Origin of the sequence: Hydrogenophaga sp. PBL-H3 (genome assembly GCF_010104355.1) — a bacterium.
Taxonomy (GTDB): Bacteria; Pseudomonadota; Gammaproteobacteria; order Burkholderiales; family Burkholderiaceae_C; genus Hydrogenophaga.
The window spans coordinates 3,186,312-3,208,878 of the sequence record NZ_CP044972.1 but is presented as its reverse complement, the minus strand read 5'-3'; the positions used below and the strand labels follow the sequence as shown (position 1 = coordinate 3,208,878).

Annotated in this window: 22 protein-coding genes; 10 read left to right on the top strand and 12 right to left on the bottom strand. The window is 67.1% G+C overall.

Translation table 11 applies throughout. The annotated features are described in order from the left end of the window. Positions 1-30: 30 nt before the first annotated feature. On the bottom strand, positions 31-1,341 hold the full coding sequence (locus F9Z44_RS14880; RefSeq protein WP_159607425.1) for an ABC transporter substrate-binding protein: 1,311 nt from the start codon (positions 1,339-1,341) through the stop codon (positions 31-33). Between the two features lie 282 nt (positions 1,342-1,623). Here F9Z44_RS14880 and F9Z44_RS14875 point away from each other — a divergent pair, with 282 nt between their 5' ends. Continuing rightward, a complete protein-coding gene (locus F9Z44_RS14875; RefSeq protein ID WP_159607423.1) occupies positions 1,624-1,977 on the top strand; it encodes a GFA family protein in 354 nt (117 codons plus the stop codon). Positions 1,978-1,984: 7 nt separating this feature from the next. Here F9Z44_RS14875 and F9Z44_RS14870 read toward each other — a convergent pair whose 3' ends face one another. Next, positions 1,985-3,010, bottom strand: a complete 1,026-nt coding sequence (locus F9Z44_RS14870; RefSeq protein WP_159607421.1) for a LacI family DNA-binding transcriptional regulator — start codon at positions 3,008-3,010, stop codon at positions 1,985-1,987. Between the two features lie 183 nt (positions 3,011-3,193). Here F9Z44_RS14870 and F9Z44_RS14865 point away from each other — a divergent pair, with 183 nt between their 5' ends. The 4 genes from F9Z44_RS14865 (at position 3,194) to F9Z44_RS14850 (ending at position 6,650) form a co-directional block, all read left to right on the top strand. Further along, on the top strand, positions 3,194-3,733 hold the full coding sequence (locus tag F9Z44_RS14865) for a gluconokinase (protein ID WP_159607419.1): 540 nt from the start codon (positions 3,194-3,196) through the stop codon (positions 3,731-3,733). Beyond that, positions 3,730-4,221, top strand: a complete 492-nt coding sequence (locus F9Z44_RS14860; RefSeq protein WP_159607417.1) for a TRAP transporter small permease — start codon at positions 3,730-3,732, stop codon at positions 4,219-4,221. The genes F9Z44_RS14865 and F9Z44_RS14860 overlap by 4 nt, the downstream gene beginning before the upstream one ends. Positions 4,222-4,289: 68 nt before the next feature. After that, positions 4,290-5,582, top strand: a complete 1,293-nt coding sequence (locus F9Z44_RS14855) for a TRAP transporter large permease (RefSeq protein ID WP_159607415.1) — start codon at positions 4,290-4,292, stop codon at positions 5,580-5,582. A 48-nt stretch (positions 5,583-5,630) separates the two neighbouring features. Next, positions 5,631-6,650, top strand: coding sequence for a TRAP transporter substrate-binding protein (locus F9Z44_RS14850; protein WP_159607413.1), 1,020 nt, complete (start codon positions 5,631-5,633; stop codon positions 6,648-6,650). Positions 6,651-6,731: 81 nt separating this feature from the next. Here the strand turns inward: F9Z44_RS14850 and F9Z44_RS14845 are convergent, their stop codons facing one another. The 8 genes from F9Z44_RS14845 to F9Z44_RS14810 form a co-directional block, all read right to left on the bottom strand. Continuing rightward, positions 6,732-7,994, bottom strand: coding sequence for a Fic family protein (locus F9Z44_RS14845; protein ID WP_236574150.1), 1,263 nt, complete (start codon positions 7,992-7,994; stop codon positions 6,732-6,734). A 13-nt stretch (positions 7,995-8,007) separates the two neighbouring features. After that, positions 8,008-8,562 (bottom strand): hypothetical protein, encoded by a 555-nt coding sequence (locus F9Z44_RS14840; protein WP_159607411.1) that lies wholly within the window; start codon positions 8,560-8,562, stop codon positions 8,008-8,010. Between the two features lie 238 nt (positions 8,563-8,800). Continuing rightward, entirely contained in the window at positions 8,801-10,381 is a 1,581-nt protein-coding gene (gene pgi / locus F9Z44_RS14835) for a glucose-6-phosphate isomerase (protein WP_159607409.1), read from the bottom strand. Between the two features lie 103 nt (positions 10,382-10,484). Continuing rightward, entirely contained in the window at positions 10,485-11,123 is a 639-nt protein-coding gene (gene eda, locus F9Z44_RS14830) for a bifunctional 4-hydroxy-2-oxoglutarate aldolase/2-dehydro-3-deoxy-phosphogluconate aldolase (protein WP_159607407.1), read from the bottom strand. A gap of 15 nt (positions 11,124-11,138) precedes the next feature. Next, positions 11,139-12,965, bottom strand: a complete 1,827-nt coding sequence (gene edd / locus F9Z44_RS14825) for a phosphogluconate dehydratase (RefSeq protein ID WP_159607405.1) — start codon at positions 12,963-12,965, stop codon at positions 11,139-11,141. A 13-nt stretch (positions 12,966-12,978) separates the two neighbouring features. After that, positions 12,979-13,677: a 6-phosphogluconolactonase gene (pgl, locus tag F9Z44_RS14820; protein WP_159607403.1), complete on the bottom strand. Its 699-nt coding sequence runs from the start codon at positions 13,675-13,677 to the stop codon at positions 12,979-12,981. Next, the gene (gene zwf / locus F9Z44_RS14815) at positions 13,674-15,164 is read right to left on the bottom strand and encodes a glucose-6-phosphate dehydrogenase (protein ID WP_159607401.1); all 1,491 of its coding nucleotides are present in this window, start codon (positions 15,162-15,164) and stop codon (positions 13,674-13,676) included. Before zwf ends, pgl begins: the two co-directional genes overlap by 4 nt. A gap of 134 nt (positions 15,165-15,298) precedes the next feature. Beyond that, the gene (locus F9Z44_RS14810; protein ID WP_159607399.1) at positions 15,299-16,312 is read right to left on the bottom strand and encodes a PfkB family carbohydrate kinase; all 1,014 of its coding nucleotides are present in this window, start codon (positions 16,310-16,312) and stop codon (positions 15,299-15,301) included. Positions 16,313-16,440: 128 nt separating this feature from the next. On the opposite strand from F9Z44_RS14810, the gene F9Z44_RS14805 reads away from it, so the two are divergent. The 5 genes from F9Z44_RS14805 to F9Z44_RS14785 all read left to right on the top strand — a co-directional run bounded on the left by F9Z44_RS14805 (position 16,441) and on the right by F9Z44_RS14785 (position 20,930). Next, positions 16,441-17,457 (top strand): sugar ABC transporter substrate-binding protein, encoded by a 1,017-nt coding sequence (locus F9Z44_RS14805; RefSeq protein WP_159607397.1) that lies wholly within the window; start codon positions 16,441-16,443, stop codon positions 17,455-17,457. A gap of 16 nt (positions 17,458-17,473) precedes the next feature. Next, positions 17,474-18,424 carry an ABC transporter permease gene (locus F9Z44_RS14800; protein WP_159607395.1) on the top strand — a complete coding sequence of 317 codons (951 nt, stop codon included), beginning with the start codon at positions 17,474-17,476 and terminating at the stop codon, positions 18,422-18,424. After that, positions 18,424-19,215 carry an ATP-binding cassette domain-containing protein gene (locus tag F9Z44_RS14795; RefSeq protein WP_159607393.1) on the top strand — a complete coding sequence of 264 codons (792 nt, stop codon included), beginning with the start codon at positions 18,424-18,426 and terminating at the stop codon, positions 19,213-19,215. The genes F9Z44_RS14800 and F9Z44_RS14795 overlap by 1 nt, the downstream gene beginning before the upstream one ends. 1 nt (position 19,216) lies before the next feature. Beyond that, on the top strand, positions 19,217-19,669 hold the full coding sequence (locus F9Z44_RS14790; RefSeq protein WP_159607391.1) for an RbsD/FucU family protein: 453 nt from the start codon (positions 19,217-19,219) through the stop codon (positions 19,667-19,669). Positions 19,670-19,775: 106 nt separating this feature from the next. Continuing rightward, positions 19,776-20,930 carry an ROK family transcriptional regulator gene (locus F9Z44_RS14785; protein WP_159608748.1) on the top strand — a complete coding sequence of 385 codons (1,155 nt, stop codon included), beginning with the start codon at positions 19,776-19,778 and terminating at the stop codon, positions 20,928-20,930. A gap of 12 nt (positions 20,931-20,942) precedes the next feature. Here F9Z44_RS14785 and F9Z44_RS14780 read toward each other — a convergent pair whose 3' ends face one another. Beyond that, positions 20,943-21,593 (bottom strand): ABC transporter ATP-binding protein, encoded by a 651-nt coding sequence (locus F9Z44_RS14780; protein ID WP_159607389.1) that lies wholly within the window; start codon positions 21,591-21,593, stop codon positions 20,943-20,945. A 5-nt stretch (positions 21,594-21,598) separates the two neighbouring features. Beyond that, positions 21,599-22,564, bottom strand: a complete 966-nt coding sequence (gene miaA / locus F9Z44_RS14775) for a tRNA (adenosine(37)-N6)-dimethylallyltransferase MiaA (protein WP_159607387.1) — start codon at positions 22,562-22,564, stop codon at positions 21,599-21,601. Positions 22,565-22,567 lie beyond the last annotated feature (3 nt).

Genomic DNA, 22,567 nt, shown 5'->3' with positions numbered 1-22,567 from the left:
GCGGGGGAGGGAGCCGACAGCCCCCGGGGCTTACTTGTAGTACCCGGCCTTCTTCATCTCGCGATCAGCCGCCACTTGCGAAGCCTTCAGTGCCGCGTCCACCGTGGTCTTGCCGGCCAGGGCCGCGCTCATCTGCTGACCCACCGCGATGCCGATCGCCTGGAACTCCGGGATGGCCGCGAACTGCACGCCCACGTACGGGCTCTTGGGCAGGGTCGAGTCGGTCGGGTTGGCCGAGTCGATGGCCATCTTCTCCGCCGCAGCGAAGCGGGCCGCCTTCTGGAACTCGGGCGAGGCGTAGGTGCTCTTGCGCGTGCCGGTGGGCACGTTGGCCCAGCCATTGGTCTTGGCCACGAGCTGGATGTAGTCCTTGCTGGTCGCCCAGGTGATGAACTTCTGCGCCGCGTCCACCTTCTGCGAACCGGCCGGGATGGCCAGGTTCCACGACCACAGCCAGTTCGCGCCCTTGGGCGTCACGGCGGTGGGGGCTTGCGCAAAGGCCATCTGGTCAGCCACCTTGGACTGCTTGGGATCGCTCACGAACGAGGCGGCAATGGTGGCGTCGATCCACATGCCGCACTTGCCCGAGTTGGTCAGCGCCAGGATCTCGTTGAAGCTGTTGGCCGACGAGCCGGGTGGGCCGTAGTTCTTCAGCAGGTCCACGTAAAAGGTGATCGCGTCTTTCCAGGGCTTGCTCTCCAGCTGTGGCTTCCACTGCATGTCGAACCACTGACCGCCGTGCGTGTTGACCAGGGTGGACAGGAACGCCATGTTGTCGCCCCAGCCCGGCTTGCCGCGCAGACAGATGCCGTACACGCCGTTCTTGGGGTCGTGGATCTTGGCCGCGAGGTCCTTGACCTGCACCCAGGTCGGGCGCTCGGGCACCTGCACACCGGCCTTGTCGGCGAGGTCCTTGCGGTACATCAGCATCGAGCTCTCGCCATAAAACGGCGCGGCAAACAGCTTGCCGTCGATCGACAGGCCGCTGCGGATGGCGGGCAGCAGGTCGTCCACGTCGTAGGCGCCGTCGGTCTTCAAGGCCTGCAGCCAACCCTTCTTGCCCCAGATCGGCGCTTCGTACATGCCGATGGTCATCACATCGAACTGGCCGCCCTTGGTGGCGATGTCGGTGGTGACGCGCTGGCGCAGCACACCTTCTTCGAGCGTGACCCACTTGAGCTTGATGTCGGGGTTGGCGGTCTCGAAGACCTTGCCAAGTTTTTGCATCTCGATCATGTGGCCGTTGTTCACGGTGGCAATGACGAGTTCGGTGTTGGCGGCATGTGCGATGCCGGCGCCCAGAAGGGCGGCGGCCAGAACAGAAGCGAGGCGGAATTTCACGGTTTGTCTCCTGCGTTTTGGTTGGGGTGCGGATGCGACGGTCTCCTGCAGACCGTGGACGAATTCTGGGCACGGCGGCGCGCGCGGTTTGTACAGAAATGGGGGTGTTCCGTACTCTCTTGCGTTTATGGGCTGGGATTTACCCTAGGAAGTGGGGCAAAGTTTGCGGCATGAGGGGCTGTGGATGCCATCGTTCTTTCACGCCGCGCTTGTTACTCCCCGCTGGGCCGTCGCTTGACTACAGTCGGGTCTTCGCCAGAACACCACCGGGAGCCAGAACCCATGACCACCACCTACACCGGCAGTTGCCACTGCGGCAAGATCGCTTTCGAAGTCGAGGGCACGATCGACAGTGGACTGGCCTGCAACTGCTCGATCTGTTCGAAAAGGGCTTCGCTGCTGTGGTTCGTTCCCCGTGCCAGCCTCCGGCTGAAGACCCCCGATGCCGACGCCGGTACCTATTTGTTCAACAAGCACGTGATCAAGCACCGCTTCTGCACCACCTGCGGCATCCACGCCTTTGGCGAGGGCACCGATCCCAAGGGCAATGCCGTGGCGGCCATCAACCTGCGGTGCCTGGCGACCATCGACCTCGCCGCGATCCCGGTGCACCACTTCGACGGCAGAGCCTTGTGAGGTCGGGCTAGCTGCTGCCGCGCACCAGCAACTCAAATCCCAGATCCACCGAATTGCGCACCGGCACTTCCCCGCGCATCAGGCCCAGCAGCATCTGCGCACTCGCCTCGCCCATCGCGTTGCGAGGGGTGCGCACAGTGGTCAGGGGCGGCACCATCTGGTCGCTGCCCGAGAGGTCGTTGAAGCCGGCCACCGCGATGCGGCCGGGCACGTCCACCCCCAGGCGCAGCGCGGTCAGCAGACCGCCTTGGGCCAGGTCGTCGTTGCAGAAGAACACTGCGTCCACCTCGGGCCTGGTGCGCAGCAGGTCTTCCAGCAATTCACCACCCAGGCGCATGGACGACGGTTGTGGGCTCAGCAGTTCGAGCCGCGCGTCGTACAGGCCGTGCTCGCGCAGGCAGCGGCGGTAGCCCTCGGCGCGCTGCATGGTGCGCGGGTCGAGCTGGGCGGCCACGAAGGCGATGCGTTGGCGGCCGCGCTGCACCAGGTGTTCGGTGATGGCGTGGCCGGCTTCGATCTGTGAGAAGCCGACGCAGTACACGTTGGGCGCTTGCGTGAGCTCCATCAGGTACACGCAGGGCACGCCGCTGGCGGCGATCATCTGGCGCGCGGCTTCGGTGCGGTCAAAACCCGTGAGCAACAGGCCGGCGGGGCGGTGCGCGAGGTAGCTGCGCAGCAGCTGTTCTTCCTCCTGCGGCTCGTAGTGCGTCACGCCGATCATGGGCTGGTAGCCGTGGGGCAGCAGGGTGCGGTGCACGGCCTCGAGCACGTCGACAAACAAGGCGTTGGACAGCAGCGGCACGAGCACCGGCACCTGGGTGCTGCGCTGCGAGGCGAGGGCACGTGCGGCGGGGTCGGGCACGTAGCCCAGTTGCTCGGCCGCGCGCTTGACGCGCTCCACCAGATCGGCCGCCACGCCGCGTTCACCGCGCAAGGCGCGCGAGGCGGTGATGGGGCTGACCTCGGCGGCCAGGGCCACGTCGCTGAGGGTGGTGCGCCCGCTGTGGCGGCGCTTGCGTTCGGTCGGTTCCAAGGGTTTTCCCGGTATTTGGTGCGGATCGTGTGGCGTTAGGATAGCGCTGTCCGAAGCCCTGCGCCACCCGAATTTACCCTGAAATCTCAGGTATTCCCTGGAGCAGTCGCCGAGGAGCAGCGGCGATGCCTTGCAGGCAATCCGCCCATTTTTTTAGCCCAACGGGACAGCGCTACCAACCAAATGAACATCCGGCCCGAAAACACCTCCCTCGTCGTCATGGGCGTGGCGGGTTGCGGCAAGTCCAGCCTGGGCCAGTTGTGCGCCGGGTCGCTGGGCGTGCCGCTGCTCGAAGGCGACGATTTCCACTCCGAAGGCAACGTGACCAAGATGCGCAGCGGCACCCCGCTGAGCGACGACGATCGCGCCGCCTGGCTCGACACCCTGGCCGAGCAACTGCAGGCCCACCCGCAAGGCGTGGTGCTGACCTGCTCGGCACTCAAGCGGCGCTACCGCGACCGACTGCGCGCCGCCGCGCCCGGCCTGCGTTTTGTGTTTCTCGACCTCACGCAGGAGCAGGCCCGCGCTCGCGTGGCCGCGCGGCCAGCGCACCTGTTTCCGGTGAGCCTGGTGGCCAGCCAGTTCGCCACCCTGGAAGATCCGCGGCTGGAACCCGGCGTGCTGCCCCTGGACGCCACGCAGTCGCTCAAAGACCTGGGCTCGGCCGTGGTGCGCTGGGTGCGCAGCGAGCCAGCCCCCACCACCCTGGAGAACCGCTCATGAAACCGGGACCTTTTTTGAAGCACGGGGCCGAGGCCCTGCTCGCACTGTGCCTGGGCGGCATGGTGGTGTGTGTGTTGGGCAACGTGGTGCTGCGCTACGGCTTCAACAGCGGCATCAACGCCACTGAAGAGCTCTCGCGCCTGTTGTTTGTGTGGATGGTGTTTCTGGGCGCGACCGCCGCCTACCCGCTGGGCCAGCACATGGCCTTCACCAGCCTGGTAGGCGCGCTGCGCGACAAACCCGCGCTGTTCGCCACGGCCACGCTGGCCATTCGCCTGCTGGTGCTGCTGGCCTGCGTGTTGCTGGGTCGGGGCGCCTGGCAGCAGGTGGTGGTGGGCATGGACAGCAATTCGGTGGTGCTGGGTTACCCGGTGGCGCTGCTGCCGCTGCCCGCGCTGCTGTGTTCGTTGGCCATCGGCCTCATGGTGCTGATCGAAATCGTGCAGCGCACCCCGCTGGACCTGGGCCATCAGGCCGAGATGGAGTGATGTGATGAGCGCAGCGCAGGACCGCTCCAAGCAAGCTCGCACCGCAGTGCGCAGCACGGAGGTTTCTCATGTCGGTTGAAGCAATGGCCTTCGTGGTCTTCATGGCCGGCATGGTGATGCTCATGGGCATCGGCATGAACATGGCGTTTGCCTTGTTGCTCACCGGGGCTGCCATGGCCTGGGTGATGGATTTCTGGGACACGCAACTGCTGGCCCAGAACATGGTGGCCGGTGTCGACAGTTTTCCGCTGCTGGCCGTGCCCTTCTTCATCCTGGCGGGTGAGCTCATGAACACGGGCGGCATCAGCAAACGCATCATCGACATGGCGCAGGCCTGGGTGGGCCACGTGCGCGGCGGGCTGGGTTATGTGGCCATTGGCGCGGCGGTGCTGCTCTCGGCCATGTCGGGCTCGGCGCTGGCCGATGCGGCCGCCATGTCGGCCATCCTGCTGCCCATGATGCGCAAGCACGGCTACCCGGTGGCGTCGTCCGCCGGTCTCATTGCGGCGGGCAGCGTGATCGGTCCGATCATCCCGCCGTCCATGGCCTTCGTGATCTACGGCGTGACCACCAACACCTCGATCTCGGCGCTGTTCATCTCGGGCATCGTGCCCGGGCTGATCATGGGCGTGGCGCTGGTGGTGGCGTGGCGCGTGGTGCTGCGCAAGATGACGCTGGAGAGCCATCCGCCGGTGCCCATGGCCGAGCGCCTGCGCCTCACCGCCCGCGCGCTGTGGGCGCTGCTGATGCCGGTCATCATCATTGGCGGCATGAAGAGCGGTGTGTTCACGCCGACCGAAGCCGCCGTGGTGGCCGCAGCCTACGCGCTGGTCATCGCGCTTTTCGTGCACCGCGAGATGCGCCTGCCCGAGGTGTACGGCGTGCTGGTGCGCGCGGCGAGCACCACCTCGGTGGTGATGTTCCTGTGCGCGGGCGCTGCGGTGGCCAGCTACATGATCACGCTGGCCGATCTGCCGTCCACGCTCACCGGCTGGCTGGGTCCGCTGGTGGAGCATCCGCGCGTGCTCATGATCACCATGATGGTCGTGCTGGTGCTGATCGGCACCGCGCTCGACCTCACGCCCACCATTCTGATTTTCGCGCCGGTGATGCTGCCCATTGCCGTCAAGGCGGGCATCGACCCGGTGTACTTCGGTCTCATGTTCGTGCTCAACGGCGCCATCGGCCTGGTCACGCCGCCGGTGGGCACCGTGCTCAACGTGGTGGCCGGTGTGGGGCGCCTGCCCATGCACCAGGTCATCAAGGGCGTCAATCCGTTCCTGTTCACCTACATCCTCGTTCTCGCCCTGTTCATCGCGTTCCCGCAGATCGTCACCGCGCCCGTGGCGTGGATGCGCTGACCCTTCATTTCCCACCCCTTCACCCCTCACCACCCCAAGGAGACTGTCATGACCCTGTTCCGTCGCACCCTCATCGCCGCCACCGCTGCGGCAGCTTTCGCCGCGCCCTTCGCCGCGCTGGCGCAAGACATCAAGCCGCGCATCATCCGCTTCGGCTACGGCCTCAACGAAGTGTCCAATCAGGGCCGCGCCACCAAGGTGTTTGCCGAGGAGGTCGAGAAGGCTTCGGGCGGCAAGATGAAGATCCGCGCCATCGGCGCTGCCGCGCTCGGCTCGGACGTGCAGATGCAGCAGGCGCTGATTGGCGGCGCACAGGAAATGATGGTGGGCTCCACCGCCACGCTGGTGGGCATCACCAAGGAAATGGCCCTGTGGGACACGCCTTTCCTGTTCAACAACGCCAAGGAAGCCGACGTGGTGCTCGACGGCCCGGTGGGCCAGAAGGTGATGGACAAGCTGCAGGAAAAAGGCCTGGTGGGTCTGGTGTACTGGGAGAACGGTTTCCGCAACCTCACCAACAACAAGCGCGCCGTCACCAAGCTCGAAGACATGGACGGCATCAAGCTGCGCGTGATGCAGAACAACGTGTTCATCGACAGCTTCAAGACCCTGGGCGCCAACGCCGTGCCGCTGCCGTTCTCCGAGCTCTTCACCGCGCTGGAAACCAAGACGGTGGATGGCCAGGAGAACCCGTACAACACCATCCTCTCCAGCAAGTTCTACGAAGTTCAGAAGTACCTGACGGTGACCAACCACGTCTACAGCCCCTGGATCGTGACCGTGAGCAAGAAGTACTGGGACCAGCTCAGCAAGGACGAGCAGAAGGTGCTGATGGACGCCGCAAAAAAGAGCCGCGATTTTGAGCGCCAGGACACGCGCGCCGAGGCCGAAAAGGCGCTGGCCGAACTCAAGGGCAAGGGCATGCAGGTGAACCAGCTCAGCCCCGCCGAGGCCGGCCGCATGCGCGATCAGCTCACCCGCATCAACGCCACCATCGCCACCAACGTGGGCATGGACCTGTGGAAAGAAACCCAGGCCGCCGTGGCCAAGGCGCGCGGCGCGAAGTAAGCGTCACGCTGTCATGCAAAAAGGCCGGTCCCGCGAGGGGCTGGCTTTTTTTGTATGGCGAGGGCGCGGCCGAAGGATGACCTATTTCAGTTGGTACCAAACGCCGCGGCCAGCACCTTGTTGAACAAGCATGCCGTCGCTGACGAGTGCACGGAAATGCTGCTTGAGCGTGTTGCGGTTGCCACCCGTCAGACGGATGGCATCTCCCATGGAGATGCGCCCGTGTTCGCGGGCGAACTCAACGATTTGCAGGGACAGTTCCGGCAGCACCGCCAGCACCAGTTTTTCCCGCTCGACTTTGCGACCGAGCTTGCGCACTTGCTCGCTCAGGGCGCGCAGATAAAAGGTGATCCAGGGTTGCCAGTCGGGCGCATCCAATCGAATCGTGCCCTGGGTCTGGCGCAAGGCGAGGTAGTAGGCTTCCTTGTTGAGTTCGATCACGCTTTCCAGCGAGGCATAGGGAACATAGGCATAGCCTGCTTGAAGCAACAACAAGGTGGTCAGTGCTCGGCTCAGGCGGCCATTGCCGTCTTGAAAAGGGTGGATCTCAAGAAAAACCACGACCCAGATGCCGATGACCAAGAGCGGGTGAAGCCTGCGGGTCTCTCGTTCTTCGTTGAACCAGGTCACCAGTTCGGCCATCAAGCGCGGCGTGTCAAACGGCGTTGCGGTTTCAAATACAACGCCCAGCTGTTGGCCCGCTTCGTCAAAGGCCACAACGCTGTTGGACGAAGTCTTGTAGTTGCCCCGGTGCCAAGCGTCTTTGTCGCTGTGGACCAACAGGTCACGGTGCAGCTGTTTGATGTGGTTTTCGGTCAGTGTGATGTCCTGCCAGGATGAAAACATCAACTCCATGGCACCGGCATAGCCCGCCACTTCCTGCTCGTCGCGGGTGGCGAACGATTTGATTTGCAAGTTGGACAGCAAGCGCTCGACCTCACGGTCAGACAGCTTGCTGCCTTCGATGCGCGTTGACGATCCGATGCTCTCGATGGTGGCCACCCGGCGGAGGGCTGAGAGCCGATCGGGAGCCAAGGTGCCCAGCGCGCGCCAAGCACCTTTGAACTCGTCAATCCCGGCGATGAGGGTCAGGATTTCGGGGGTGATCTGCAGGGTGTTGACTTGGATCATGCATCCAATTTTATAACCAATTACACCCATTAATGCCCCGTCTGAGTCCCTCCAAACCCATTCCTGAACCCAATCACACCCATGGCGCCAACGCGCTGCCGCTGCCGTTCTCCAAACAGGAAACGCAGGCGGCGGCCAAGGCGCGCGGCGCGAAGTAAACGTCCGAGTGCTGGTCTGAGAAAGCCGACCCCGTTTGGGGTCGGCCATTTTCATGGTGCTGCGTGGCTCACTTCGCCGGCAGCACGCGCGACAGCAATTCGGCGTCGAGCACGCCGGGTCCCTGAGCGTGTGTGGCGGGGCGTTCGACATGGCGTTTGACCGTGGCGACGCCCTGCGCCGGGCTGATCCAGCGGGTTTCGGCCTCGCCCGTGCTGTCCTTCCATGACAGCTTCCACGCCTTGAAGGTACCGGCCGGCACGGTCACGTCTTCGATGCCCTCGACCTTGAAGTCGCGCTTCAGCGGCACCGTGGCACCGCTGGGGTAGAGGGTCACGGTGTACTGCGTGCTCCATGTCTTCCCCACCGTCAGAGGCCAGGCGTAGTCGATCGGTGGGTCAAATGCCATGAAGGGCTTGCCGTCGGGGGAGAGCGTGGCAACCATGGCGAAGCTCACCGGGTCGTGCAGCGCCACGCCCGCCTGCGGCGCGCCGAATGAAATCACCGGCTTGCCCTGCCAGGTGGCCGGTGCGTGTGTCCACACCACCTGACCGTCGTAGGTGCCCAGGCTGCCCGAGCTCTTGCGGTGGTACGTGGTCACGGTGCCCATGGGCGAGATGACCATGCGATCGGCCGCAGGCGGTGGCGTGGCTCAGCCGGAGAGGGTGAGCAGGGTGAGGCCGGTGAGGGCCAGCAGGGCGGCGTGCAGCGCGGTGCGTCGTGGGGTCATGGTGGTGCTCCTGGGTGGTGGTTGAACAGAAGGGACTTCGCCCCTCTGTCAGCCACTCTAGGCAAGCGACCACGGCGCTCACTGAGCAAACTCAATCACCTGCGGCCTGCGCCGCGCACAGATTTGATCTGCGTCAAACAGCGCGTTGTTCCATCGCCTTGGCCATGGTCTTGCCCAGCTCCACGCCCCACTGGTCGTAGGCGTTGATGCGCCAGATGGCGGCCTGTGTGAACACCTTGTGTTCGTAGAGCGCGATCAGCGCGCCCAGGCGTTGCGGGTCGAGGCGGTCCAGCCACAGCACGTTGCTGGGGATGTTGCCCTCGAAGCTGCGGTGCGGGGCCATGGCCGCGGCATCGGCTGTGCTCATGCCGTCTTTCTCCAGCACCGCCTGCGTGTCTTGCAGCGAGCGGCCGCAGGCCATTGCCTGGGCCTGCGCGCGCAGGTTGAGGTTGACCACGCCGTGGTGCGTGGCGGCCAGGGGCAGTGGTGTGTCTTCGTTCTGCACACCGATGAAGTCCACCGGCACGGTGTGCATTCCCTGGTGGATGAGCTGGAAGTAGGCGTGCTGGCCGTCAATGCCCAGGCCGCCCCAGACGATGGGGCCGGTGTCCACCGTGGCGGGGTTGCCGTCGGTGTGGGTGCGCTTGCCGCTGGACTCCATGTCCATCTGCTGCACGAAGGGCGTGAAGCGCAGCAGCCGCGAGGCATAGGGCACGATGAGGTGGGTGGGCAACTGCAGGAAGTTGCGGTTCCAGATACCTGCCAGCGCGAGCTGCACGGGCAGGTTCTGCGCCAGCGGCGCGGTGCAGAAGTGCTGGTCCATCTCGCGGGCGCCGGCCAGGAAGGCGCGGAAGTTCTCCGGCCCGATGGCGATCGCCAGCGGCAGACCCAGCGCCGACCACACCGAGTAGCGGCCTCCCACCCAGTCCCAGAACAGGAAGGTGCGCTCGCTCGGGTAGCCCAGTCTGGCCGCCTGCGCCGGGCTGGCGGTGATGGCCACCAGGTGCTTCGAGAGGTCTTGCGGGGGGCAGCCGTTGTCGGTCAGCCAGCGCTGCGCACTGGCGGCGTTGGTCAGCGTTTCCTGCGTGGTGAAGGTTTTGCTGGAGACCACGAGGAGGGTGCGTTTTGCATCGAGCCCGCGCAGCACGCTCCACAGCGCCCAGGCGTCGGGGTTGGAGACGTAGTGCACGCGGGTGCCGGGCACGGCGGGGTCGGAAAGATGGGCCAGCGCGTCGTTGGCCATGCGCGGCCCGAGGTCGGAGCCGCCGATGCCGATGTTGACCACGTCGGTGATGGCATCGCCCGCAAAGCCGAGCACGGCGCCTGCGTTGAGGTCGCGCGCGAAATCGCACACCCGGGCCAGTTCGCGGTGCACGTCGGACTGCACGGTCGGGCCCCAGGGGCCGGCATGCAACGGGTCGCCGCGCAGCGCCACGTGCAACACCGGTCGGCCTTCGGTGGCATTGATGGCATCGCCGCGGAACATGGCGTCGCGCTGCGCGGCCAGGTCGGACTGCTCGGCCAGCGCCAGCAGGGCCTGCTGGATCGCGGGCGTGGTGCGCTGGCGGCTGGCGTCCAGCGTGATACCGGCGGCACTCAGGCTCAGGCGCTGGGCGCGGTGCGGGTCGGTCAGCAGCTCGCGCAGGTGGGGTGTGGGGCCGGCGGCGAGGGCTTGCAGTTGCGGCCAGGCGGGCAGGGTGGTGGGCAGTTTCATGTGGATCGCTCTGCTGTCAACGTTCGCCCTGAGCTTGTTTAAGGGCTTGCGGGTTGTGGGTGCGAGGGCTTCGACAAGCTCAGCCCGAACGGAATTTTTGTGCTCAACCGGGTTGTGCCATCGCCGTGGCCTCGCGCGCCAGCTTCGTGATGCCGGCCCAGTCACCGTTGCGCAGCAGGTCGGCCGGTGTGAGCCAGGAGCCACCGGCCATGGCCACGTTGGGCAGCTTGAGGAACTCGCGCAGGTTGTCCACGCTCACGCCGCCGGTGGGGCAGAAGCGCACGTCGGGCAGCGGGGCACCGAGCGCCTTGAGCATGCCCAGGCCGCCGGCCTGCGACGCGGGAAAGAGTTTCATGAGGGTGAAGCCGTGGTCGCGCGCGCGCATCACTTCGCTCGGCGTCATCACGCCCGGGATGAAGGGCAGGTTGGCAGCGCGCACCGCGTGCACCAGGTCCTCGGTGCAGCCGGGCGACAGGGCGAAGCTGGCGCCAGCGGCGATCACCTGCGCGACCTCGGCCACGCGGGTGACGGTACCGGCACCCAGGTGCATCTGCGGAACGGCGCGCGCCACGGCTTCCATGGCCTGCAGGGCCACGCCGGAGCGCAGGGTGATCTCCATCACGTCGATGCCGCCCTCCAGCAGGGCGTGGGCCAGTGGCACGGCGTGCGCCGCGTCGTTGAGCACGATCACGGGGACCACGCGGGAGGTGAAAGCGGGGCGGGTGAAACAGGTGGTGGTCATGGGGTTCCTTGTTGTTCAGCCAAACAGCGGTGAGGCGCCCAGTTCGGCCACGCTGGCGTGCTGGCGGAACATGGCGAACAGCTCGCGGCCGGTGCCGTGCTGGTTGGCGCTGAGGTCGGGGTGGTGCAGTTCGCGCGCCGCCAGGGTGGCCGCGTCCACTTCCAGTTCGAGCACACCACGCTCGCAGTCCAGCGTGATCCAGTCGCCGTCGCGCACGCGCGCGATCGGGCCACCGGCCAGCGCCTCGGGGCTGAGGTGGATGGCTGCGGGCACCTTGCCCGAAGCGCCGGACATGCGGCCGTCGGTGACCAGCGCCACCTTGAAGCCTTTGTCTTGCAGCACGGCCAGCGGCGGCGTGAGCTTGTGCAGTTCGGGCATGCCGTTGGCGCGCGGTCCCTGGTAGCGCACCACGGCGATCAGGTCGCGTTCGAGCTGGCCGGCGTTGAACAGGGCCAGCAGGTCTTGCTGGTCGCTCACCACCACGGCCTGGGCGCGCACCACGCGGTGCTCGGGCTTCACCGCCGAGACCTTCACCACGCTGCGGCCCAGGTTGCCTTGCAGCAGGCGCAGGCCGCCGTCGGCGCTGAAGGGCTCGGCCACCGGGCGCACCACCGCCGTGTCGCCGCTCTGCGCGGGCACCGGGCGCCAGGCGAGCTGGTCTCCGTCGAGCCAGGGCTCCTGCGTGTAGGCCTGCAGGCCGTGGCCCATCACGGTGGACACGTCGTTGTGCAGCAGGCCGGCGGCGAGCAGTTCTTTCATGAGGAAACCCATGCCACCGGCGGCGTGGAAGTGGTTCACGTCGGCGCTGCCGTTGGGGTACACGCGCGCCAGCAGCGGGATCACGTGGGAGAGTTCGGCGAAGTCGTCCCAGTCCACCAGCACGCCGGCGGCGCGCGCCATGGCCACCAGGTGCAGCGTGTGGTTGGTCGAGCCGCCCGTGGCCAGCAGGCCGATGATGCCGTTGACCAGGGTCTTCTCGGTCACGATGTCGGCCATGCAGATGGCGGGCGCGCCAGTGCGCCCGGTGTTGACCACGGAGCGACGCACGGCCTCGGCGGTGAGCGCGTCGCGCAGCGGTGTGCCGGGGTTCACAAACGACGCGCCGGGCAGGTGCAGGCCCATGATCTCCATCAGCATCTGGTTGCTGTTGGCGGTGCCGTAAAAGGTGCAGGTGCCAGGGCTGTGGTAGGCCTGCGCTTCCGATTCGAGCAGCGCGTCGCGCCCCACCAGGCCTTGTGCGTACTGCTGGCGCACCTTGGCCTTGGCGTCGTTGGAGAGGCCCGAGGTCATGGGCCCGGCGGGCACGAAGACGTTGCTGAGGTGGCCGAATTGCAGCGCACCCATGAAGAGGCCGGGCACGATCTTGTCGCAGATGCCCAGGAAGAGCGCTGCGTCGAACACGTTGTGCGAGAGCGCCACGGCGGTGGACAGGGCGATCACGTCGCGCGAGAACAGCGATAGCTCCATGCCGGCGGCGCCCTGCGTGACGCCGTCGCACATGGCGGGCACACCACCGGCCACTTGCACGGTGACACCCAGCCCGTGGGCAATGCCGCGGATCTGCTGCGGGTAGGTCTCATACGGCTGGTGGGCCGAGAGCATGTCGTTGTAGGCGGTGACGATGCCGATGTGGGGCGCGCGCTCGGCGTGGATCTTCAGCTTGTCGGAGGTGGGCAGCGCGGCCGTGGTGTGGGCCATGTTGGCGCAGCCCATGCCGGAGCGCTGGGTGCCGGTTTTGCGTTGCGCGGCCATCGAGGCCAGGTAGGCGGCGCGCGTGGTGGCGCTGCGTTCAATGATGCGGTCGGTGACGCGTTGCAGCGTCGGGTGCAGTGGGGTGCTCATGATGCATTCCGGTTCAGGACAGCCACACGCTCACGGGCGTCTGGTGCTGGTTGAGGATGAGGGACACCGGCAGCGATTCGTCGGCGCCCAGGCGGGCTTGCTGGAACACGGCCAGCTTGCTGGCGCCGGTGATGGACAGCGCCAGTTCGCGCGTGGCCAGCAGGGCGGGCAGGGTGAGGGTGAGGCGGGCGTGGGGCGCGGTGGTCGGGCGCACCCAGGCCACCGGACCGCTGCTGTGCAGGGCCTGGCGCAGGCCGGGCGCGCCGGGAAACAGCGAGGCGGTGTGGCCGTCTTCGCCCATGCCGAGCACCGCCATGTCCATGGGCCAGGGCTGGGTGGCCAGGCGGCGGTTGGCGGCGTCGGCCAGGGCATCGAGCGCGGCGTCGTCCAGCGTGGCCGGAAGCGTGTCGAAGAAAGGCACGAAGATGGCGGACGCGGCCGCGTCTTGCAACAGGTGGCGGCGCACCAGCGCGGTGTTGCTCTCGGCGTGGTCGTGCGGCACGCAGCGCTCGTCCACCAGCAACACGGTCACGCGAGACCAGTCGAGAGGCAGCACGCGCAGCGCTTCAAACAGCGCAATGGGTGACTTGCCGCCCGAGACCGCCAGCACCGCGTGGCCTCGCACCTGGATGGCGTCCTGCAGGCGCTTGGCGATGCTGTCGGCCAGCTGCCAGGCCAGCTCGGCGGCCGAGTTGCAGGCGTGTTCTTTCATGATTCCTCGACCCAGGCCGAGCCTTCGCGGGCCATCAGGGCCGACGAGGCCGCCGGACCCCAGCTGCCCGCGGTGTAGGCCTTGGGTTTTTCATTGAGGTTTTTCCAGCCATCCAGGATGGGCTCGACCCAGGTCCACGCGGCTTCGAGTTCGTCGCGGCGCATGAAGTGCGTGAGGCGGCCTTTGATCACATCCATGAGCAGGCGCTCGTAGGCCTCGGCACGGCGCACGCTGAAGGCCGATTCGAGGTCCAGGTTCAGGCTCACCGGGCGCAGGCGCATGCCGCTGCCGGGCTCTTTGGCCATCATCTGCAGCTGCACGTGTTCCTCGGGCTGCAGGCGGATCATCAGGCGGTTGACCGGCTGGCGCGGCGCGTCGGGAAAGATGGTGTAGGGCAGGTCGGCGAACTCGATGACGATTTCCGAACGGCGCTCGGCCATGCGCTTGCCGGTGCGCAGGAAGATCGGCACGTTGGCCCAGCGCCAGTTGTTGATGTGGGCGCGCAGGGCCACGAAGGTTTCGGTCTCGCTCTCGGGCGGCACGTTGTCCTCCTGGTGGTAGCCCACGGCCTTGTCGCCGTTGGCGCTGCCCGCGGTGTACTGGCCGCGCACCGTGTCGCGCGCCACGTCGGCCACGGTGAGCGGGCGCAGCGAGCGCAGCACCTTGAGTTTTTCATCGCGCACGGCGTCGGGGTCGAGTGACACCGGCGGCTCCATGGCCACGATGCACAGCAGTTGCAGCAGGTGGTTCTGCAGCATGTCGCGCAGCGCGCCGGTGCCGTCGTAGAAGCCGGCGCGGCTGCCCACGCCCACCGATTCGGCCACCGTGATCTGCACGCTCTTGATGTAGGGGCTCCGCCAGAGTGGCTCGAAAATGGTGTTGCCAAAGCGCAGCACCATCAGGTTCTGCACGGTCTCCTTGCCCAGGTAGTGGTCGATGCGAAACGTCTGCGCTTCGCTGAAGTAGCGGCCGACTTCCTCGTTGATCTGGCGTGCCGAGGCCAGGTCGTGGCCGAGCGGTTTCTCCAGCACCACGCGCGAGCGGGCGTCGATCAGCTTGGCGCTGGCGAGGTGTGCGCAGATGCCGGTGAACAGCGTGGGCGCGGTGGCCAGGTAGTACACGCGGTCGGAACCGTTTTGCAGGGCGGCGCCGAGCATCGCGAAATCGGCCGGCTGGGTGGCGTCCAGGCACACGTAGCCCAGTCGGTCCTTGAAGGCGGCCCACGCCGCTTCTTCCAGCGCCTCGGGTTCGATGAAGCCGCGCACCTTGTCGTCGATGAAGGCGGTGAAGGCGTCGCGGTTCCAGTCCTGGCGGCCCAGTGCCAGGATGCGCGTGGCCTCGGGCAGGTTGTGGTGCAGGTGCGCCATGTAGAGCGCGGGCAGCAGCTTGCGCACCGAGAGATCGCCCGCGCCGCCGAAGATCACCAGGTCGAGCGGACCCGAGGGGGCGGAAGAAGCGGCGGTGGCGGTGGGGCTTGAGGTGACCATGGCTCTAATAAAGTTACTTCAGAATCTGGATCGTAATGTAATTAAGTTACATCACGGGTACAGGATGCCGGCGCCAGCGGGCGGGGCCACGGGGCGCTGCCATCACCTTAACCGCCGAACCGGCGTGCGCCCAGTCAGAGCGCGCGAAAAACCGGTGGGTGGGCGGTGGTGCGGGCCACCACGTCGGGCAGGCTGGGCGGCGTGCAGCCGGTCTGCATCACGCACAGGCTGGCGCTGGCCACGGCGTGCGCCAGCAGGTGTTGCGCGTCGCCAGCGTCCAGCCGCAGTTCGTCGGCGTGGACGCTTCGTTGCAGCGCGGGGCGCTGCAACAAGGCCACCAGCAGGCCGGCCAGGAAACAGTCGCCCGCGCCCACGGTGTCGACCACCGTCACCGGGGCCGTTTCGGTGCTGTGCCAGGCTTGGCCGTCGCGCGCCAGCAGCACCGCGCCGCCCGCGCCCAGGGTGAGCGCCAGCCATTGCGCGGGTGTGCCGGCCAGCAGTTCGCTGGCCTTGGCGAGCGCGTCCGCACCCCGCACGCCCAGCGTGTCGAGGTCGTCGTCGCTCACCTTGATCAGGTGGGCTTGCTGCAGGGCCGCCATCACGCTGCTGCGGTAGATCCCCATGTCCGGCACGATGGCCGGGCGCAGGTTCGCGTCCACCACCACCAGCTGGCCGGCCGCGCGCTGGGCCTGCAGCCAGGGCAGGTATTTGGTGCTGTCCTCGGCCACCAGCGCCAGGCAACCGGTGACGGAGATGCGCAGGCCAGGCCGGGCGGCACAGTCGCTGATCAGGCTGCTGGCGCTCACCTGGCGGTCGGCCACGCCCTCACGGTAGAAGCTGTAGCTGGCCTTGCCCTGGGCGTCCAGGCCCACCACCGCCAGCGAGGTGGGTTCGTGCACCGGCTGCGGCCGGGCGAGCACCACGCCGGCCTGCGCAATGCCCTCGGCCAGCAGGCGGCCGAAGCGGTCTTTCGAGAGCGGATTGAGGTAGAGCGTGCCCACGCCCTGCAGGCCGAGCGCGCGGGTGAGGTTGTAGACGGCGCCACCCGCGCAGGGGCGCAGGCGCCCGTCGGACTCCTCGATCAGGTCGATCAACGCCTCGCCAGCGGTGGCGACTTCCAGGGTGTTGGGGGAACTAGGGAAAACCATAACTAAATCCAGTTGATTTATTAACCTGACTCGAAATATAGTCCAACCACACCGCAACGGACCTCGTGAAAACCCCAAGTGTCTGGCGGCGTGATCTCAGAGCCATCCCTTCCACCCAGGAGACAAACATGAACTTCCGCGCAGTCACTTTCGCATCGTCCGCCAGTGTGTTTTCTGTGCTCGCCCTGGCCGCGTCAACGGCCCTGGCGCAGGCCCAGCCTGTCATCGGTCTGATCACCAAGACCGATTCCAATCCCTTTTTCGTGAAGATGAAAGAGGGCGCCGACGCCGAGGCCAAAAAACTTGGCGCCAAGCTGCTCTCGGCCGCCGGCAAGACCGACGGTGACAACGCCGGCCAGGTGACCGCCATGGAAAACATGATTGCCGCCGGTGCCAAGACCATCCTGCTCACCCCCAGCGACGCCAAGGCCATCATCCCCGCCATCAAGCGGGCGCAGTCCCAGGGCGTGATGGTGATCGCACTCGACAGCCCGACCGACCCGGCCAGCGCGGTCGACGGCCTGTTCGCCACCGACAACTACAAGGCCGGCGTGCTGATCGGCCAGTACGCCAAGGCAGCGCTCGGCGGCAAGGCCCCTGTCATCGCCACGCTCGACCTGTTCCCCGGCCACCCGGTGGGCGCCCAGCGCCACAACGGTTTCCTGCAGGGCTACGGACTGAAGTCGCTCGACGCCAAGAGCAACGACCTGGCCAAGCCGGCCGAGGTGGTTTGCATGGCCGACAGCTTCGGCGACGCTGCCAAGGGCCAGACCGGCATGGAGAACTGCCTGCAGAAGAACCCGGGCATCAACGTGGTCTACACGATCAACGAACCCGCTGCCGCCGGCGCCTACAAGGCGCTCAAGGCCGCCGGCAAGGAGAAGGACGTGGTCATCGTCTCGGTGGACGGTGGTTGCGCCGGCATCAAGGACGTGGGCGCCGGCGTGATCGCCGCGACCTCGCAGCAGTACCCGCTGCGCATGGCCGCCATGGGTGTGGCCGCAGGCGTGGAATACGCCAAGAGCGGCAAGAAAGTCAGCGGCTACACCGACACCGGCGTGACCCTGATCGCGGCCAAGCCCGTGACCGGCGTAGACAGCAAGGACGTGAAGACCGGCATGGATCTGTGCTGGGGCAACAAGTGATTGAAAGGGCCCGGACATGAAAGCCAAACTCCCCCCCCTGGGCACGCTCGGGCCCTTCATCGCCCTGCTGCTGGCCTGCGTGTTTTTTGCCACGCAAAGCGACCGCTTCCTCACGCTGCAGAACTTCTCGCTGATCCTGCAGCAGGTGATGGTGGTCGGCACCATCGCCATCGGCCAGACGCTGATCATCCTCACGGCGGGCATCGACCTCTCGTGCGGAATGATCATGGCGCTGGGCAGCATCGTGATGACCAAGATGGCGGCCGACTTCGGCCTCTCGGCCCCGGTGGCCATTGCCCTGGGCATAGCCGCCACCGCGCTGTTTGGGCTGGTCAATGGCCTGCTCGTGACCAAGGCCAAGCTGCCGCCCTTCATCGTCACGCTGGGCACGCTCAACATCGCGTTTGCCATCACCCAGCTCTACAGCGGCTCGCAGACCATCACCAACATCCCCGAGGGCATGAACTGGCTGGGCCAGTCGTTCCGCATTGGTGGCACCAACGTGCTCTACGGCGTGATCCTCATGCTGGTGCTGTACCTCGTGACCTGGCTGGCACTGCGCGAGACCGCGCCCGGTCGTCACATTTACGCGGTGGGCAACAGCCCCGAGGCCACGCGCCTCACGGGCATCTCCACCGACAAGGTGCTGCTGGGCGTGTACGTGGCTGCCGGCGTGTTCTACGGCATCGCGTCCATGCTGAGCGTGGCGCGCATCGGCGCGGGCGACCCCAACGCCGGGCAGACCGAAAACCTCGATGCCATCACCGCCGTGGTGCTGGGCGGCACCAGCCTGTTTGGCGGGCGCGGCATCCTGCTCGGCACGCTGGTGGGCGCGCTCATCGTGGGCGTGTTCCGCAACGGCCTCACGCTCATGGGTGTGTCGTCGGTCTATCAAATTCTCGTCACCGGCATTCTGGTGATCCTCGCGGTTGCGACCGACCAGATGTCCCGCAAAGGAGTTCGCTGATGAATCCGAATGCACCCCTCGTGATCCAGGCCAAGGGCCTGGTCAAACGCTACGGTCAGGTCACGGCGCTGGACGGTGCCGACTTTGAACTGCGCGCCGGTGAGATCCTGGCCGTGATCGGTGACAACGGCGCAGGCAAGTCGAGCCTGATCAAGGCCTTGTCGGGCGCTACCATTCCCGACGAGGGCGAGATATTCCTCGACGGCCAGCGCACCACCTTCCGCAGCCCGATCGATGCGCGCCGAGCCGGCATCGAAACCGTCTACCAGGACCTCGCCGTGGCGCCCGCCATGACGATTGCCGAGAACCTGTTCCTCGGGCGCGAGATCCTGCGCGCCGGCTTTCTGGGCCGCTTCCTGCGCATGATGGACAAGAAGCAGATGCTGGCCGAGAGCATCTCGCGCATGAACGACCTCAAGGTTGGCATCCGCTCCATGACGCAGGCGGTGGAGACGCTCTCGGGTGGTCAGCGCCAGTGCGTGGCGGTGGCGCGCGCCGCGGCCTTCGCGCAGCACGTGGTCATCATGGACGAGCCCACCGCCGCGCTGGGCGTGAAGGAGGGCAACATGGTGCTGGAGCTCATCCGCCGCGTGCGCGACAAGGGCCTGCCCGTGATCCTGATCAGCCACAACATGCCGCATGTGTTCGAGATCGCCGACCGCATCCACATCGCACGGCTGGGCAAGCGCGCGGCCGTGGTCAACCCCAAGGTGATCAGCATGAGCGACACCGTGGCCGTGATGACCGGTGCCAAGCTGGCCGAAGAGCTGCCCGCCGAGGCACTGGCCTGACATGCTCAAAGGTATCGACCCCCTGCTCAGCCCCGAGTTGCTGAAGCTGCTGGCCGAGATGGGCCACGACGACGCGCTGGTGCTGGCCGACGCGAACTTCACCGCCATGAGCCTGGGTGCAGGCAAGACCGTGCTGCGCCTGCCCGGCGTGGGCATGGCGCGCACCGTGCAGGCCGTGGCCAGCGTGCTGCCGCTGGCGGCCGACGTGCCCCACCCGGTGGCCTACATGCAGGTGGGTGGCACCGAGGCGCCGTACCGCTCGGCCGTGCAGCGCGAGACGCTCGCCGTGCTGGCCGCCGAAGGCTTGAGGGAGGGCCAGGCCGAAGCGGTGGAGCGTTTTGCCTTCTACGAGCGCGTGAAGAAGGCTTACGCCATCGTGGTCACCGGCGAGCTGCAGCCCTGGGGCAACTTCATTCTGCGCAAGGGCGTCATCAGCGACACTTTGCGCATCTGAACCCGACACCCGACCCACCGCAGTGAACAACGACGCCGCCACCGAAACCCTTCCCGACGTCGATCCGGGCGATCAGCCCCGCCTGCGTCCGCGCGGCTCCAACCAGATGGGCATGCGCCAGTTCAACGAGCGGGTGGTGCTGCAGGTGCTGCGTGTGCACGGCAGCCTGGCCAAGGCCGACATCGCGCGCCTGACCGGCCTCACCGCCCAGACCATCGGCCTGATCACCGCGCGGCTCGACGAAGACCAGCTGCTGCGCCGCGAAGCGCCGGTGCGCGGGCGCGTGGGCCAGCCCTCGGTGCCCCTGGGCCTGCACCCCGACGGCGCGTTTGCCATCGGCATCAAGATCGGGCGGCGCAGCACCGACTGGTTGCTGGTCGACTTCACCGGCCAGGTGCGCGAGCGCCTCGTGCTCGACTACGCCTTCCCCGACATCCCGGTGCTGCTGCCCGCGATCAAGACCAACCTCAACCGCCTGTTGAAGAAGCTGGGCCCCTTGAGCGACCGCGTGGTCGGCGTGGGTGTGGCGGCACCATTTCAGCTGGGCGGCTGGCACCGCATGCTGGGCCTGACGGCCGAGCAGTCGCAGGCCTGGAACCAGATCGACCTGGGGGCTGAAGTGCAGAAGCTCACCGATCTGCCGGTGAGTTTTGCCAAGGACACCTCGGCCGCCTGCGTGGCCGAATTGCTGCAGGGCCGTGGGCGCGACATCCGCAGTTTTCTCTACCTGTTCATGGATACCTTTGTCGGCGGAGGTCTGGTGCTCGACTCGCACCTGCACCGCGGCCTCCACGGCAACGCGGGCGCGGTGGCCTCGTTGCCCCTGCGCGTGGCGCAGGGCGGTGAACTGGCGCCGCAGCTCATCAGCGAGGCCTCTCTGTGGGATCTGGAGCAGCGCTTTCGCCAGCACGGCCTGGACCCGATGGCTGCCTACGACGCACGGGCCCTGCAGGCGCCCTGGTTGCCCTACAGCGAGGAGTGGATCGAGCGCGCAGCGCCCGCGCTGGCGCAGTGCGTGGTCTCGGGCACCGCGTTTCTCGATGTGGAGGCGGTGGTGATGGACGGGGCGATCGCACCCGAGCTGCTGCGCGCACTGTGCGAACGCACGCGCGCGGCGCTGGCGGCCTACAGCTGGGAGGGCCTGCACCGCCCGCGCCTGGAGCTGGGCAGCATCGGCTCGGATGCGCGGGCACTCGGCGGCGCGCTGCTGCCGCTGCACACCTGCTTCGCGCCCGACCACGACGTCATCCTCAAGGTCTGAGGACCTGGCGGCTCAGGCCGGGTGCAGTCCGCTCGCGGTGAGGTTCAGCACGCGCTGCGCACGCGCGGCAGCCGCTTGTGAATGCGTGACCAGCACCAACGCCGCGCCGCTCTCACGGGCCTGTTGCTCCAGCACCGCCATCACCTGAGCTGCGGTGCTCGGGTCCAGGTTGCCGGTGGGCTCGTCGGCCAGCAGCAGGCCGGGGCGGTGCACCAGCGCGCGGGCAATCGCCACGCGCTGCAACTGGCCCCCCGAAAGCTCGGCCGGCAGGCGCGCACCCAGCTCGCCCAGGCCCACGGCGTCCAGCATGGCTTGCACCCGCGCGCCATCGGGGCGACCCAGCAGCAGCAGGGGCAGGCCCACGTTCTGGGCCACGTCCAGGTGCGGCAGCACATGAAAGGCCTGGAACACGAAGCCCAGGTGTTCGCGGCGCCAGTGCGCGCGCTGCGTGTCGGTCAGGGTCCCGAGGTCCACACCGGCGTGTGTGATGCGGCCTTCGCTCCAGTCGTCCAGCGCGGCCAGGCAGTTGAGCAGACTCGATTTGCCCACACCCGATTCGCCCACGATGGCGATGAACTCGCCCGGCGCCACGGTGAGGTTCACGCCGCTGAAGACGGTGGTGCTGCCGTAGCGCTTGGCGAGGTGTTCAACGACGAGTGACATGCAAATCAGATGGATCCGCCCAACAGGGCTTGCACCGATTCGAGCACGCGCACCAGCGCGTCGGGCGCGTCGCAGGCAATGACCTGGCGCTGCGGCATGGAACGCAGCCAGGTGAGCTGGCGCTTGGCCAGCTGGCGCGTGGCGGCGATGCCGAGTTCGCGCATGTCGGCCAGTTGCGCGGCACTCGGCGTGTCGCCGTGCGCCTCCAGCAGCTCCCAGGCCTGCCGGTAGCCCACGCAGCGCATGGAGGGCAGGTCGGTGCTCAGGTCGCCGCGCGCGCGCAAGCGTTTCACTTCCATCATGAAGCCATCGGCCAGCATGGCGTCGAAGCGCTGCGCGATGCGCGCATGCAGCCAGGCCCGGTCGTGTGGCTCCAGCGAGATCAGGTGCTCGGGCGCGAGCGGGCTGTCGGGGTTGTGCGTGCGCCCGGTCTGGAAGCTGGAGAGCGGCCGGCCCGAGACCTCGAACACTTCCAGGGCGCGCTGGATGCGCTGCGAGTCGTTGGGCGGCAGGCGCGCAGCGGTCATCGGGTCCAAGCGCGCGAGTTCGGCGTGCAGTGCGGGCCAGCCCAGCACCGCCGCGCGCGCATCGATGCGTTCGCGCACGGCGGTGTCCGCTGGTGGCATGTCGTCCAGGCCCACCAGCAGCGCCTTGAAGTACAGCATGGTGCCGCCCACCAGCAGCGCAGTGCGCCCGCGCTGGTTGATCTCGTCCACCAGGCGTGTGGTGTCGCGCACGAAGTCGGCGGCGCTGTAGTTCTGCAGTGGGTCGAGGATGTCGATCAGGTGGTGCGGCACCTGCGCGAGTTCGGCCGCGGTGGGCTTGGCGGTGCCGATGTCCATGCCGCGGTAGACCAGCGCCGAGTCGACGCTGATGATCTCCGCCGGCCAGCGTTGCGCAATCGCCAGCGAAGCCGCGCTCTTGCCGCTGGCGGTGGGGCCGGCCAGGCCGATGCAGGACACGTGTGGCATGGG

Excerpts from the sequence above, each read along its gene's own strand:
- F9Z44_RS14875 (WP_159607423.1), top strand. The coding sequence starts at position 1,624 with ATGACCACCACCTACACCGGCAGTTGCCACTGCGGCAAGATCGCTTTC.
- F9Z44_RS14865 (WP_159607419.1), top strand. The coding sequence starts at position 3,194 with ATGAACATCCGGCCCGAAAACACCTCCCTCGTCGTCATGGGCGTGGCG.
- F9Z44_RS14860 (WP_159607417.1), top strand. The coding sequence starts at position 3,730 with ATGAAACCGGGACCTTTTTTGAAGCACGGGGCCGAGGCCCTGCTCGCA.
- F9Z44_RS14855 (WP_159607415.1), top strand. The coding sequence starts at position 4,290 with ATGTCGGTTGAAGCAATGGCCTTCGTGGTCTTCATGGCCGGCATGGTG.
- F9Z44_RS14850 (WP_159607413.1), top strand. The coding sequence starts at position 5,631 with ATGACCCTGTTCCGTCGCACCCTCATCGCCGCCACCGCTGCGGCAGCT.
- F9Z44_RS14845 (WP_236574150.1), bottom strand. The coding sequence starts at position 7,994 with ATGAAAATGGCCGACCCCAAACGGGGTCGGCTTTCTCAGACCAGCACT.
- F9Z44_RS14840 (WP_159607411.1), bottom strand. The coding sequence starts at position 8,562 with ATGGTCATCTCGCCCATGGGCACCGTGACCACGTACCACCGCAAGAGC.
- pgi (WP_159607409.1), bottom strand. The coding sequence starts at position 10,381 with ATGAAACTGCCCACCACCCTGCCCGCCTGGCCGCAACTGCAAGCCCTC.
- eda (WP_159607407.1), bottom strand. The coding sequence starts at position 11,123 with ATGACCACCACCTGTTTCACCCGCCCCGCTTTCACCTCCCGCGTGGTC.
- edd (WP_159607405.1), bottom strand. The coding sequence starts at position 12,965 with ATGAGCACCCCACTGCACCCGACGCTGCAACGCGTCACCGACCGCATC.
- pgl (WP_159607403.1), bottom strand. The coding sequence starts at position 13,677 with ATGAAAGAACACGCCTGCAACTCGGCCGCCGAGCTGGCCTGGCAGCTG.
- zwf (WP_159607401.1), bottom strand. The coding sequence starts at position 15,164 with ATGGTCACCTCAAGCCCCACCGCCACCGCCGCTTCTTCCGCCCCCTCG.
- F9Z44_RS14810 (WP_159607399.1), bottom strand. The coding sequence starts at position 16,312 with ATGGTTTTCCCTAGTTCCCCCAACACCCTGGAAGTCGCCACCGCTGGC.
- F9Z44_RS14805 (WP_159607397.1), top strand. The coding sequence starts at position 16,441 with ATGAACTTCCGCGCAGTCACTTTCGCATCGTCCGCCAGTGTGTTTTCT.
- F9Z44_RS14800 (WP_159607395.1), top strand. The coding sequence starts at position 17,474 with ATGAAAGCCAAACTCCCCCCCCTGGGCACGCTCGGGCCCTTCATCGCC.
- F9Z44_RS14795 (WP_159607393.1), top strand. The coding sequence starts at position 18,424 with ATGAATCCGAATGCACCCCTCGTGATCCAGGCCAAGGGCCTGGTCAAA.
- F9Z44_RS14790 (WP_159607391.1), top strand. The coding sequence starts at position 19,217 with ATGCTCAAAGGTATCGACCCCCTGCTCAGCCCCGAGTTGCTGAAGCTG.
- F9Z44_RS14785 (WP_159608748.1), top strand. The coding sequence starts at position 19,776 with ATGGGCATGCGCCAGTTCAACGAGCGGGTGGTGCTGCAGGTGCTGCGT.
- F9Z44_RS14780 (WP_159607389.1), bottom strand. The coding sequence starts at position 21,593 with ATGTCACTCGTCGTTGAACACCTCGCCAAGCGCTACGGCAGCACCACC.
- miaA (WP_159607387.1), bottom strand. The coding sequence starts at position 22,564 with ATGCCACACGTGTCCTGCATCGGCCTGGCCGGCCCCACCGCCAGCGGC.